Source organism: Enterococcus pseudoavium NBRC 100491 (genome assembly GCF_001544295.1).
GTDB classification, from domain to species: Bacteria; Bacillota; Bacilli; order Lactobacillales; family Enterococcaceae; genus Enterococcus_A; species Enterococcus_A pseudoavium.
Window position 1 is genome coordinate 1 of the sequence record NZ_BCQF01000022.1, and the last position, 14,260, is coordinate 14,260.

Below are 14,260 nucleotides of genomic sequence, written 5' to 3' on the forward strand. Positions count from 1 at the left end.
TGTCAGACTGAACAGTCCTCCGCAGACGACGATTGCCAACAGCACCATTTTATTCGTGAAAAAGCCGGCTTGGAACACCGTTTGCGTATTGGAGCGAGCAGCCAAGGTTTGCAGTGTGCGGCTTAAAATCAAAGTTGTAAAGGCCATCGCCACACCTACTTCGGCCGACTGCTGGTTACCGATCCACTGAGCAATGATCACCGCTAATGCAATTAAGATGCCGCGATAAGTCACGGAGATCAATGTTTTGCCAGTAAAGATCCCGCTGTTAGGATCCCGCGGCTGACGTTGCATAATCGTCGGTTCGGCTTTTTCCATGCCTAAGGCGATTGCCGGCAAGGAGTCGTTGACTAAGTTGATAAACAGTAACTGCAGCGCTGTAAATGGATTGGCCCAGCCGATCACTAAAGCAAAGATGATCGCGATAATCGCGCCTAAGTTTCCGGCAAACAGGTAAGCGACGGCTTTTTTGATATTATCAAAAACGTTTCGTCCGACTTCAACGGCCTTGATGATCGAAGCAAAGTTATCATCAGTCAAGACCATCGCAGCCGCATCTTTGGCGACATCCGTTCCGGTCCCCATCGCGATTCCGATATCGGCTTGTTTTAAAGCAGGGGCATCATTGACCCCATCACCGGTCATGGCGGAGATTTTTCCTTTCGACTGCCATGCTCGAACGATCCGGATTTTATTTTCTGGTGAAACACGAGCATAAACAGTGATTTGTTCTAATTGTTCGGCCAGTTCTGCTTCACTCAGCTGATCCAATTCAGCACCAGTCAGTGCAAGATCGCCCTGTTGGAAAATCCCGATTTCTTTAGCGATGGCGACAGCAGTCGTCTTGTGGTCGCCAGTGATCATGACTGTTTGGATACCGGCCGAGTCGGCATCAGCGACCGCTTGGAAAACTTCTTCCCGCGGCGGATCGATCATAGCCAGTAAACCAACTAGGACAAGATTTTCTTCATCCTCCAATGTCAGTTCAGCTGTTGTCATTTCTTTATAAGCAAAGGCTAAAACCCGCAGTGCCCGTTCAGAAAAGGCTTCGTTTTGTTTTTGAAAACGTGCTTTAATTTCTGGTGTGAAATCAACGACTTGTCCATCAAGCAACACTTTCGAACTGCGTTCAAAGACGATATCAGGACCGCCTTTCGTCACCATTAGTTTTTGCTGATCGATCGTGTGAAGCGTCGACATCAATTTACGATCAGAGTCAAACGGCAGTTCCGCTTCACGGGGATAGTTTTTCCGTAAGGCCCGATAAGATTGATTTTGTTTTTCGCTAAAGTCGATCAAGGCAATCTCGGTGGGATCGCCTAATTTTGTGCCATCAGCACTGATGGTGGCGTCGTTAGCTAGAACGCTGATCTCAATCAAGCGTTGTTCGTCGACTTTCCATTGCTGCGGATCATTTGAAAATTCTCCACTTTGACCATTGGCTAAGAAATGATCGACGACGGTCATTTTATTTTGCGTCAGCGTGCCGGTTTTGTCGGTACAAATAATACTCGTTGAACCTAATGTTTCTACTGCTGGCAGTTTGCGAATAATTGCATGCTGTTTTGCCATTTTCTTTGTTCCTAATGAAAGAACGATCGTGACGATTGATTGCAGCGCTTCGGGAATTGCCGCTACGGCAACGGCGACAGCGAACATAAAGGCGTTAATGATGTCTTGCATCAAATCTGCCGAACCGTCTAAGAAAACCCGCAGTAATTGAACCCCTAAGATCACTAACGATAAAAGTAAGATCGCGATACTTAGTTTTTTACTGAAATGATCCAATCCGCGTTGCAGCGGTGTTTTTTGTTCCGTCGTCGATTCTAATAAACCAGCGACTTGACCGATCTCGGTCTCACTACCAGTCGCAGTTACTAAGAATTTCCCACGACCGTAAGTCACGATCGTTCCGCTAAAGACCATATTGATGCGATCACCGATTGGGGCATTGTTAGTCAATGTTGTGATTTCTTTTTCAGCGGGAGTCGATTCACCCGTCAGCATCCCTTCATCAACTTTCAACGAACCTGCTTCAAGCAAACGCCCATCGGCCGGTACATAATCGCCAGCTTCTAAAATGACGATATCACCTAGTACGATTTCTTTAGCAGGAATACTTTGCTCTTGTCCGCCGCGAAGAACGCTGGCATCTGGCGCAGAAAGTTTTTTCAAAGCATCCAGCGAACCCTCAGCCTTTTTTGTTTGAATGACACTTACGACTGAGTTTAGTAGTAGAACAGCAAAGATTACGATCGATTCCACATGGGCTCCCATAATCATCTGAACGACAGCGACGATCAGTAAGATGATCACCATCGCGTCTTTAAAGGTTTCTAAAAATAAAGTCAGCGAGGATTTCTTTTTCGCTTCTTTTAACTGATTGGGACCATTTTCCTGTAGTCGCTGTTGCGCTTCGGTTTGACTCAAACCTGCTGGTGCAGTGTTCAAGTCATTCATCAATTCCGTTGTTTCTTGTTGGTACGCGTGTTTTGTCAATTTATTTCCTCCAATTTTTTTGTTCACTTGACTCGGTGTTTTTGGCAGTTGATACCGTTATGCGCGTATGACTTAACTAATCCATTTAATAGCGAGCTCATCATTTATGAAATCATTTTTTCGTACGCATATCATTTTTCTAATCACGCTAATCTTCTCTAAAATTATGTTGATAAATTCTTAAAAGAATTTATCGGGACTTTCGAAGACATATCATTCTACTAACCTGCTGAAGCAGGAAGTAGAACTGACAAAGCATGAAGAAAAACTGACAGCTAGCTCTGGCTTAGGTAATCATTTTTCTAAAATCGTGAAAAATGATTTAGATTTTCACTGCGCATACGATTCCACTAACGTACTGAGAGTACGAAGTGGAACTCGCAAAAAAGAGACCTAAGGCAAGTGTTTAAACTTGTCTTAGGTCTCACCATTTCATCCGATACCAGAAAACCATCGCTGGTTAACTTACTGTTGATATCACAACAACATTGTTGCCGGTTACTCCCCTAAGGAGTTATTAATATGTTTAAAGCCTAACGGAAATCAATTTTGAATGCAAGAAAAATGCTGGATATACTGAATTAAGTCAGCCATTAAGCCAGAAAACCCTTGATCGTTGCGCTTTTTCAAAGTTATTTAATTTTTATTAAGCAACTATTTTAATAATTATTTTCCGGCAACGATCGTTTTGATCGTGCTTTCGTCTAAGCCTTTTAAAACTTGGATCAGCATTTCCCGAGCAGCATCAAAATCAGCAATGCTGAACATCGTTTGGTGGGTATGGATGTAGCGTCCGCAAACGCCGATCACGGTACTTGGAATCCCTTCGTTCGCAGTATGCGCGGCACCGGCATCAGTTCCGCCTTTAGAAACAAAATATTGGTAAGGGATGTTTTGGGTTTCGGCTGTATCTAGTAAATACTCCCGCAAACGTGGAAGCAAGATCATACCGGGATCTTGAATCCGTAAGAGTGTCCCTTCGCCTAAATGCCCGAAAGTACCGTTAGTTGTAACTAAATCATCTGCGGCTGAACAATCGACTGCGAAGAATAAATCGGGCTGGAATTTTGTCACAGCCGGTTTGGCTCCCCGGAAGCCGACTTCTTCTTGAACGTTGGCGCCAGCGATCAAGGTGTAATCCAATGTTTCTTTTTGCAATGCTTCTAAAGCTTCCAGCACCACCGTACAGCCGTAGCGGTTATCCCAGGCTTTACTAATAATGTTTTTGCCATTTGCAGTCTTAATGGTTTCGGTCTGGGGAACGATCGTATCGCCTGGCAAAACACCGTAAGCTAATGCTTCATCTTTTGATTCGAAGCCGGCATCAAAGAGAATGTCTTCAACTTTAATTTGCCCTTGTCCGTTGGTTCCTCGTAATAAATGGGGCGGTACAGAAGAGGAGATACATGGATAATTGCCCTTGCTAGTTTTTAAGGTAAAACGTTGAGCGGAAACCACATAAGGATTCCAGCCACCTAAAGGTACGACCTTAAATAATCCGCGGGGAGTGATCTCTGTCAGCATGAAGCCGACTTCGTCCATATGCGCTGCCACCATTACCCTTGGTTTGCTTTCATCAGCTTGACGCAGACCAAAAATACCGCCCAAACCGTCTTGTTGGACCTCATCGACTAAAGGCGTAATAGAGTCGCGCATGTAGCTGCGAATATCTTCTTCAAAGCCGCTGGTTCCTTGCAGTTCGGTTAATTCTTTGATTCGTTGAAATGTTTTTTCTTCCATCAAAGGTCCTCCTCAAAAGTTAAAATCCGTTCTCATTATAAGCCTTTGGTAGCTGAAAATAAATCAATTCAAAATCGAGAAATTGTTGATTGCTTTTTTGTCGTGTATCGTCGAAAGTCGATTCAATGATTTCGGCTAGTTTTGCTGGGGGAAAATCATCAGCAAAATATTCCTGGAAAAATTCACGACTGACTTTTTCACTTTTTGTATAGGAAAATTTCTTTGTGTGATACGGAATATCCAGCTCGGCTAAAAAGCCTTTATAGCGTTGGTTTAATAACAAATCAGGATTCTTTTCCTCGTAGGAAGAGAAGAGTTGATCTTCATCTTTTACGACTCGCAGAATTAAACACCAATCTTTACTGGCTTGGCAGAAATCCAAGAATTCTTCTTTAGTTTGCAATGCTGGATTCATCGCAGAAAAAGTAATGTCATAGCTATGTTTGTTCTGACGCAAAAACGTTTCTTGTTCTTGCTTGATTAGCTGAACATTTCCTCTAACTTTAGCTTCCGCCAACTTCAGCATTTCCTCTGAGATATCAACGAGATCATATTTTTCAACGTATTGTTGAACGGCTGTTAAATAACGACCCGTCCCGCCAGCAAGATCCAAAAAGGTCTGGCAGGGTAATAGCCTTTCTTCCAGTAAAAAATCCCGCAGATCTTCTGCAATCGGAAACGTGGATTCTTGTTGGATTGCTTCATACTCTTCGGAAAATTCATCCCAAAATGCTTCCAGTTCATTTAAATAATCAGACATAAGAATCCTCTTTCTAGGTATTAATTGTATCCAGTATACACTTCTAAAAGATGAATTTGAAATTTATGAAACACGGCAAAATGATTCAGAAAATTGAAGGAATGTCAAAAAATAAGCTTTACATCACGAATAACATATGTAATACTTCGAAGTAATTGAGAATGATTCTCAATCTCGTTCGAAATGTTATAGGATGTCAGTTCAACTTTTCGCAGGACGCTAGAAAGAGGGATAATTTACCCGAAATTGAGTAAATCCTTTCTTCCCTGCATTAGTTGAATGATATACGGCATTCGAATCGAACTAATTAGGAGGAGAACGATGGAAAAGACGAATGTGACTTACTTATTTCGCTTGGCGGGGAAATCGAGTTTGCTGTTATTGGTATCTGCCATTTTCAGCATTATTTCCGGCATTATGGATTTTGTCCCGTTGGTGATGCTGTATCGGGTGCTGATGTTTCTGTTCGGCGATCAGCCGAATATGGATTTGGCGATGCGTTATGGGATGTATGCGGGGCTGGCAATTATTATAAAGTTTTTGACGATGATGGTGAGCGGAGCGCTTTCGCATATTGGTGCGTTTAATACCTTGTATGAGATTCGTAGCCGCTTAAGTGCACATATTGCTACGCTGCATTTAGGCTTCTTTACGAAGACGACTTCGGGCAAACTAAAGAAAACGATCATTGAAGATACGGAACGGATCGAAACGATGCTGGCCCACCAAGTACCGGATTTGGCAAAGGCGATTACGGTACCCTTGCTAATGTTTGGCTATCTGTGCACCTTGAGTCTGCCGCTGGCCTTGTGCTTGTTATTGCCGATCGTGATCGGGGCGATCATCTTAATGATCGGTATGCGCTCCAGCAGTAAGTACATGAGCTGGTATCAAAAGTTAGTGGGTCAGTTAAATTCTTCTATCATGCAGTTTATTAACGGTATGAATGTCATGAAATCATTTAACGTTACAGCAAAAGGCTTCAAGCAATATTCATCAACGGTAGAAGAATATCATACGATGTGGTCCGAATGTACGAAGAAGCAATCTTGGTCGTATGGAATGTTTTTAATCTTGATCGAATCTGGTTTATTGTTTAGTTTTCCAGCGGGCGGTTGGCTTTATCTAAAAGGCAGCGTGGATTTACCGACCTTTTTGTTTTTCTTGATTATGAGTATCGTCTTTCTATCTTCGCTAAAAAGTCTGAGTGGATTTGCCATGGCAATCTCACAGATTTTAACAGGAACAGAGAAGATCAAAGATATTATGGATTTGCCACAGCAGCATTTTGGCGAATACTCTAAACAGCTAGAGGATGTCAAAATCACCTTTGACCATGTTCATTTTTCTTATGAGGAAGATGAAGTATTGCACGATGTCTCGCTAGAAGTACCGGCTAATAGCCTGACGGCTTTTGTTGGTGTGTCTGGTTCGGGGAAATCAACGATGGCGCAGCTGGTACCGCGCTTTTGGGATATTCAGCAGGGTCAGATATTGTTGAATGATCAGCCCGTTGATAGCTTTAGTGAAGAATCTCTGATGCAGGCGATCAGCTTTGTTTTTCAGGATGCCTTTATGCTGAGTGATACGATTCGTACAAATATTGCGGTAGGAAAAGATCAGGTCACTGACGCAGAAGTTCAGGCGGCTGCGAAGGCGGCACAAATCCATGAGTTCATCATGAGCTTGCCGGAGGGCTACGATACCGTGATGGGTGAAGCGGGGATTAAGATGTCTGGCGGCGAAAAGCAGCGGATTTGTATTGCTCGTGCGATCTTGAAGGATGCCCCGGTAGTCATTTTTGATGAAGCGACGAGCTTCACCGACATTGAAAATGAACGGAAAATCCAATTGGCTTTAAATGAGCTGCTACAAAACAAGACCACGATCATGATCGCCCATCGCTTGAATACGATCAAGCATGCAGATCAAATCTGTGTCTTTGATCAAGGGCGTGTGATTGAACGAGGAACGCATGACGAGCTGCTACGCCGCAACGGAAGCTATGCAAAGCTGTGGAATATCTATACAGAAAAATAAGGAGGGAAACGAATGACTAGTGTGATTAGAAATATTCGAGCGGTGATTGGTGAAAAGATCAAACTGCTGTATACACCAATTTTGTTGGCGATTTTGGATGCCTTTTTGAATATGGTCTTTTACTCGGTAATGATTTTGAGTATTGTTACATTGATTAATAATCAGTTTACGGAAAATTTCTTTTTCCGTGGGATCGCTGTGTTGGCTGTTGTATTTGTTTTACGGACGTTCTTGGCGCGGTACAGTTTTTCTTCCCTACAATTGAATGGTTCGATAATCGCGACCGATTTACGTTTGCGTTTAGCAGAGCATGTGCGGGGATTGAATTCTGGTTACTTCAATCAAAACAGTGTCGGAAAATTAACCAGCTATTTTTCAACTGATATCGCTGATTTTGAGCAGGTCTTAACGCATCACTTAACGGATTTTGTTAAAGCGCTGTTTAGTGTGATGGTCTGCATGTTGGCGGCTGTCGTGATTGATTTTCGTTTTGCCGGAGTGATGGTGGTGATGATTTTAGTGGCCTTGCCATTAATGATCAAGGGCGGATCCGTCGGACATCGTATTGCACCGGAGCATCGCGTAAAAATCAATGCCGTAATTTCGCGAGTCGTAGAATACATCAACGGAATCAAGACTTTTCGTTTATATCGTTTAACCGGTACAAAATTTGAACGGTTGGATCAATCCTTCAATGAATTGAAAAAGTCGTCGATTCGTTTGGAGCTCTCAATGATGCCTTATGTGATGGTATTTTCTACGATCGTCTCCTTCATGATTCCCGTTGCCTTGATCTGGGGAACCAACTTGTTGATCCAAGGTAATTCAACGCCAGAACAGTATATCGCAGTTTTGATGCTGAGTGTTTCAACATCTAGTCAGCTGATGACGATCGGAATGCTGTATCCTGAATTAAAATACTTATCAAAATCCGCGGATAATTTGAAGCAAATCTTTGAAACGCCACCCTTGCCTTATACCAAGGAGACCTTTATCGGGAACGACCATGAAATAACTTTCGAGCACGTATCCTTCAGTTATGAAAATGGCGTGACTGTTTTAGACGATCTTTCCTTTAGGGTAGAAGATGGAAAGACAACCGCTTTAGTAGGGCCATCGGGTTCAGGTAAATCGACGGTTGTTAGTTTGATCTCACGTTTTTGGGATGTCGGCCAAGGTGAAATCCGGATGGGCAATGAGAAGCTGCGGGATATTCGCCCAGATGCGCTGACCGAAGAAATCACTTGTGTTTTTCAAGATGTCTATCTGTTCAACGATACGATCTTGAATAATATTCGCATGGCAAAGCCGAATGCAACGATGGAAGAAGTGACCCATGCATGTCGTTTGGCAAATTGCCATGAATTCATTATGCAGATGGAGAACGGCTACGACACGTTAGTCGGAGAAGGCGGATCGACTCTGTCAGGCGGGGAGAAGCAGCGCGTGTCAATCGCTCGTGCCTTATTGAAGGATGCACCCGTGGTCTTACTGGATGAATCAACCTCCAGCTTAGATGTCGATAATGAGAAAGAAATAAATGCGGCCTTGGACCACTTGATGGCTAAAAAAACGGTCGTAGTTATTGCCCATCGCCTAGACACGATCATCAATGCGGATCAAATCATCGTGCTTGATGAGGGGCGAGTGCGGGAAAAGGGAACCCATCAAGAATTGTGCCGGCACAATGGCTGGTATGCGCAAATGATCAAGGAACAAGAGATCGCCAAGACTTGGGTGATTGGTGAATCAGACGTTTCTTTAACTACATTGGAAAAAGCAAAATAGAAAAGCCATGAGTGAGATCCAGCTGATTTCACTCATGGCTATTTTTAGCTCAATTTCTGCTGTTCGCGTTTCGCGATCATTGGTAAGATCATCCCTAGCAAAATCAAGACGATCGGTGTGACGATATTTGTGAACAGCTGGAACATCCAAGAACTAGGATCGGCTGCATAATCCACTTTCGGCAGCATCCATAGGACACAAGCTAGAATAGTAAAGGCAAAACACCTGGACCATAATCAGATTTCTAATTCACTTTTTAAGGATGTTCCGATGGTGGGCACGACGAAGTATTATTTAGTCAAAAGAATAAGCAGGTGAGTGTGATTTTCCACTCGCCTGCCTTTTTCAAAAGTAATAATATTGCACAATCATGATGATAATTAAAACGATAATTCCCGGTAAATAATTCGAGACGCGAATTTTAGTCAGCTTCATAACGTTTAAGCCGATCGCTAGGATCATCAAACCGCCGATCGCACTGATCTCGGTCATGATGCTGTCTAATAATTCTGGTGGTAAATAGCGGACAATAAAGCTGGCAAAAATCGTGATGATACCTTGATAGATCAAGACGGGAAACGCAGAAAAGAGCACGCCAATGCCTAGTGAAGCCGTCAGCATAATCGACATGAAACCGTCCATAACCGCTTTAGTGAATAAGGTCTGATGGTTGCCGCTGATTCCGCTCTCGATTGCGCCAATGATGCCCATTGAGCCGATCACATAGATCAAGGTAGCCGTCACGAAACCTTCCGCGAAATTGCCATTGCCACGGGCAAAGCGTTTTTCTAACAGCAAGCCTAAATTAGTCATGGAATCCTCGATTTTTAAAAATTCGCCGATCATTCCGCCTAAACAAATACTAATAATGATAATCGTAAAAGATGCGGTCTGCATCGACATTTTGATTGCCAAAGCAATCGTCCCTAAGGCGATTCCCTTGGTCACCGTTTCTTTTGTTTGCTCAGTAATATTACGTAAAACAATCCCGGACAAACTCCCAGCAACAATTGCTAGAAAATTGACCAATGACCCCAACAACATACTCCTCACCCGTTTCTATGAAATTCATTAAAGAACAATTAAAACTTATTTAGACTTCATCTTACCACGAGTAGAATTTTTTTTGAATAGCAAAAAGACTGTAAATAGCTTCTATTAAAAGAAGTGTTTACAGTTTGATGGTGAAAAGTTATGCGGCTTTTTCTCGTTCACGTTTAGCGAGAGTCGGCATAATAAAGCCTAGTCCAATCAATACGACGATGCCGACAATATTGATGATCAATTCGTGCCAGAACAAGCTTGAACCATAGGGCGCATCTTGTGGTAAGACCCCAAATAGTGTTGCGATTACTGTCACGGCCAAACACCAGCCACCGACAAAGACGGCCAGCCGATCATTTTTGATAAAGACATAATCTGACTGGAATTTTTGGCTATCTAAACGAATCTTGATAAAGGCATAGAAAATCCAGCAAGTCACACCGGGAGAAATGATTCCGTTAAGATTCAACAACCAGTTGAAAATATCATTCATCTCTGGCAAGAAAACCCCTAATAATAGAATGAAGGCACTCAAAGCAGTTGTTAAAATGTAACCGTTGATCGGTAAGCCTTCAGCATTCAACTTGGTCAATTTCTTCGGCATGAACTGTTGACCTGTATCAGAGATCAGCATCCGTGTCATTGCATCTAGCAACACGGCAAGTAGGGCACACATATAAATAATTTGAGTGACAGCGAAAATATACATCAAGGAGTTCCCTAGATGGAAGAATTCACCTAAACGTTGGAAGGCATAATAAGAACCGTTCATCTTCAAATTATTTGGTAAGTGATGGGCGTTAAAGAAGACCCCTAGTGAGAATGAACCAAAGACCGTCAAGAAAATCGTCATGACCGTCAGCATGATCATCGCTTTCGGAAACTCTCGTTGGGGTTTCCGCATCCGTGTCACGAATGGGGCGACGAGTTCCGCACCATTGATGGCATAGATCAATAGCCCGATCGTCGTCAGATAATGGAGATCGAATTTCGGAATGACCGCGCTCAGATTCATTGGCTGGGTCTCGATGTGACCATTTGGCATAAATAAAGAAGCGAAGGTCATGAAGACGAATAAGATCGCCATGATGAACATCGCGCCTCCGCCTAAAGTACTCAAAACTTCCAGTGATTTTTTAAAGTGCCGTTGTAGAAAAATAAAGGCTAGAAAAATACAGAAGGTCAATAAGGCAAACATGGAGTTAGACATTTTGTCTTCCATTGAATCGTTCCCGTTGATCAACCAACCGAAGCCGACAACGACAGCATTGGCAGTATCCACCACGTAAGGAATCGAAGCGGCCCAATAAGTCCAGGCCGTGAAATAACCTAGGCGATCACCGCTGGTTCCCCGGACCCACGAGGTCAAGCCGCCGCCTTCGTGATTAAAAACCGAACCTAATTGTCCAACCATCAACGAGTAAGGAATCACATATAATAGCAGTAAAATGATCCAAGAAGTAATGACCCCTAAACCTTGGTTAGCAAAGTTGTAAATAATATCATCAAATCCAATGACAGTAACAAACGACATCATAGCCAAAACCGGCCATGAGATAAAACTTTTCTTTTCCTCAATCATGTAAATTTGCGCTCCTTTTATTTAGTAATTATTCAGTTGAGCAGCCCATGATGGAGGCTTATTACGATAGGCCACGGAAATCCCCTTTCTGTTTACAAAATACGATCTATCATCCCACAAAAAAAGAAATTTTGCCAACAAAATTTTTTTAATGTTAGTTTAGCATAAATTTTTAGTATTAGCGCAGCCGGCTTTGACTTGAAAGCTCTTTCTGTTCATTCTGCTTTTTTTTGGCTATACTGGAATTAACAGAAAAAAGGAGGACATGTGAATGAATGCGTTTTTAGCCGAAAAAGAACCAGCAAAAGTGGAAGAAAAGGATCCGCTATTGTTAAAATTATTGAATCAGCGTACGATCTTGATCTATGGTGAGATCACCCAAGAATTGGCCAAGACAGTCACTGAGCAACTGCTTTATTTATCAGCGATTAATGATGAGCCAATCACGCTCTTTATCAACAGTCAAGGAGGGCACGTTGAATCTGGCGATACGATCCATGACATGATTCGTTTTATTAAACCAAAAGTAAAAGTGATTGGGACCGGCTGGGTAGCTAGTGCTGGGATTACGATTTATTTATCAGCGGATCAAAAAGACCGCTACAGTCTGCCGAATACGCGTTACATGATCCATCAGCCTGCTGGAGGTGTGCAAGGGCAATCCACTGAAATCCAGATCGAAGCGAAAGAAATTTTACGGATGCGTAAACGGGTCAACCAATTGATCGCAAAAGCGACGGGGCAGACCTTGGAACAGATTGAAAAAGATACCGACCGTAATTTCTGGTTATCGGCCGAGGAAGCCAAAGACTACGGAATCGTCGGAGAAATCGTCGAGTCGGAGACAGCAATCAAATAGTCGAGCTATTTTTAAGAGAGGTGTGACAAAATTCTTGTCGCACCTCTCTTTTTCCGAATGAATAGTGTTCCAAAAGTAGCTTGTTTTTGAAAATAAGCCGAAATTTCATAAAGATTTGAGAAGTAATTTTCGGAAATTCTTTCTTATTTCTTGAAGCTGACCGTTTTTGTCACATACTCTATTTTTATGAATTTCACCTAAATATTTACTTTTTTTGGATAAAAATCCATAGACAGGGATTTCTGAATCTGATAAAGTTAAAAAAATACAATATTTTGATGTGAAAAAATTAATGTAATCGTTGGTACTAGAATAGCCGTCAGCGATCTGGCCGTTTTGTGGTTAAGAGTGATGGAGAGAAATAGGAGGAAAGAACTTGGGTGCTAAATTAAAAGAAGTATTGACGTTGCCTTCTTTGCGGGAAGCTCAATTAATGAGTGGACAAAATTGCTTGAATCAAACTGTGACTTCCTTGACCTTCTTGGATATCTCAAATCCGGATGATTTTGCCGTTTTGCTTGAAAAAAATGACTATCACTCCGGTGAATTGGTCCTAACTTCTTTTTTCAATATCAAAGATGACGTTGCGAAACAATGTGAGACGATTTGTCAATTACATAAAATGGGAGAAATGGGCATCATCTTGTATTACGTCGGAACCATTGTTCCTAAACTATCGCCAGAAGTGATCAAAACGGCAGAAGAATTAGATTTTGCGATTATTCAAATGCCTAAAAATCAAAGTTTGCGCTATAGTGAAGTGATCGTAGAAGTAATGGCGTATATTCTAAAAGAGCGGACAACCAAAAATATCGTCAATGAAATCTTGGAGAAGGCTTCTTTGTTACCCGAGCAGTTGCGGACAGTGGAAGTGACGTTAAAGCTGCTGTCTGATCTTTTACGCAGTAATGTACTCTTAACGAACGCAGAGAATGAGGTTATCAATCAAGTCAAATGGCCGCGGAATTCTTCCACCGATTTAGCCCACTTATTGAGGCGTGTGGTCGTTGAAGACGGCCAGCAAATTCAAAAAAAGGACTTTGCGATTTTTTATAAAGAACTCTATCATAAGGAAAATGGCGTATTACATTTTTATTTATTGAAGGAATTGGAGTTGCTGACAGAAGTCGAGTGTCTGCAATCGGTCGAATTACTGCAAGTGGCACTGAATTTATGGGGGAAGAAACCTGGTGAAGTCAGTGAGCAGGCCTTGATCCAAGCCATTTTAAATGACGAAAGTGAAAAGATGTATCGTTTAGCCAATCAGCTGAAGATTGATGTCAAAGGCATCGAATTAATGTGGCTGCTACAATTGAATGATTTAAGAGCAGAAAAAAAGTTGAAAAATGATATTTTAGCCTATGTGGCCAATTTTTATCAAACTTGTGTCGTTCAATTAATGGACGATCAGTTGATCGTACTGTTGGGGGATTATTACGGTACCGATTCGGAATTAGATTTAGCTGAAGCTTTTTTACAAACGAGTCCTGAGCAGGAAATGATCGATAGTCTCGTAGCTTGCCCACGGTTGCGTAATACGACAGATGTACGCAATACCTATCAATTAGTCAACCAGTTAGCTTGGCAATTACCTAAATTATTCCATGGGAAAAAGACCTTCTCCATCAGTGAAATTCGGCAAGTCGCCCATGCAAGTAAGATCGTTCAAGCGGGTGAAGCGGAAGTCGAAGAAACCTTGAATGTCTTAGCCCCAATCATGGACAATAAGGAACAACTTCTGACTTTATGCAGTTTTTTGCTGGATGCTGGAGCCGACTTTCAAGTTTGCAGCGAACAATTATTTATCCACAAAAATACCGTGAAATATCGAATCAAAAAAATCAGCGAGGCGTTGGGTTATAATGTCATGCGTTTTTCTGAAAGCTATGAATGTTATGTGGCATGTCTGACGTATCGCTTGATTGGCTTATAGAAAAAGCTCGGAGAA

At 42.2% G+C, this 14,260-nt stretch carries 9 protein-coding genes and 1 pseudogene; 4 read left to right on the forward strand and 6 right to left on the reverse strand.

Annotation, left to right across the window (positions count from 1 at the left end; genetic code table 11):
* From EP1_RS10105 to EP1_RS10115, 3 genes are all read right to left on the reverse strand, one after another.
* Positions 1-2,499, reverse strand: a 2,499-nt coding sequence (locus tag EP1_RS10105) for a cation-translocating P-type ATPase (RefSeq protein WP_083507536.1), incomplete at its 3' end; no start/stop codon positions are given.
* A gap of 666 nt (positions 2,500-3,165) precedes the next feature.
* The gene (gene pepA / locus EP1_RS10110; protein WP_067627043.1) at positions 3,166-4,239 is read right to left on the reverse strand and encodes a glutamyl aminopeptidase; all 1,074 of its coding nucleotides are present in this window, start codon (positions 4,237-4,239) and stop codon (positions 3,166-3,168) included.
* 19 nt (positions 4,240-4,258) lie between these two features.
* Positions 4,259-4,999 carry a methyltransferase domain-containing protein gene (locus tag EP1_RS10115; protein ID WP_067627046.1) on the reverse strand — a complete coding sequence of 247 codons (741 nt, stop codon included), beginning with the start codon at positions 4,997-4,999 and terminating at the stop codon, positions 4,259-4,261.
* A gap of 321 nt (positions 5,000-5,320) precedes the next feature.
* Between EP1_RS10115 and EP1_RS10120 the strand changes: the two genes are divergently transcribed.
* Entirely contained in the window at positions 5,321-7,039 is a 1,719-nt protein-coding gene (locus EP1_RS10120; RefSeq protein WP_067627048.1) for an ABC transporter ATP-binding protein, read from the forward strand.
* Positions 7,040-7,051: 12 nt separating this feature from the next.
* Entirely contained in the window at positions 7,052-8,827 is a 1,776-nt protein-coding gene (locus EP1_RS10125) for an ABC transporter ATP-binding protein (protein ID WP_067627050.1), read from the forward strand.
* Positions 8,828-8,871: 44 nt separating this feature from the next.
* On the opposite strand, the pseudogene EP1_RS13325 reads toward EP1_RS10125, so the two are convergent.
* The 3 genes and pseudogenes from EP1_RS13325 to EP1_RS10135 all read right to left on the reverse strand — a co-directional run.
* A pseudogene (locus EP1_RS13325) lies at positions 8,872-9,051 on the reverse strand (amino acid permease); the annotation flags it as partial.
* A gap of 121 nt (positions 9,052-9,172) precedes the next feature.
* Positions 9,173-9,871: a DUF554 domain-containing protein gene (locus EP1_RS10130; RefSeq protein WP_067627052.1), complete on the reverse strand. Its 699-nt coding sequence runs from the start codon at positions 9,869-9,871 to the stop codon at positions 9,173-9,175.
* A 148-nt stretch (positions 9,872-10,019) separates the two neighbouring features.
* The gene (locus EP1_RS10135) at positions 10,020-11,453 is read right to left on the reverse strand and encodes an amino acid permease (RefSeq protein WP_067627055.1); all 1,434 of its coding nucleotides are present in this window, start codon (positions 11,451-11,453) and stop codon (positions 10,020-10,022) included.
* Positions 11,454-11,724: 271 nt separating this feature from the next.
* Here EP1_RS10135 and EP1_RS10140 point away from each other — a divergent pair, with 271 nt between their 5' ends.
* Together EP1_RS10140 and EP1_RS10145 are read left to right on the forward strand one after the other, a co-directional pair.
* Positions 11,725-12,312: an ATP-dependent Clp protease proteolytic subunit gene (locus tag EP1_RS10140; protein WP_067627057.1), complete on the forward strand. Its 588-nt coding sequence runs from the start codon at positions 11,725-11,727 to the stop codon at positions 12,310-12,312.
* Between the two features lie 376 nt (positions 12,313-12,688).
* Entirely contained in the window at positions 12,689-14,245 is a 1,557-nt protein-coding gene (locus tag EP1_RS10145; RefSeq protein WP_067627059.1) for a PucR family transcriptional regulator, read from the forward strand.
* The last annotated feature ends 15 nt before the right edge of the window (positions 14,246-14,260 follow it).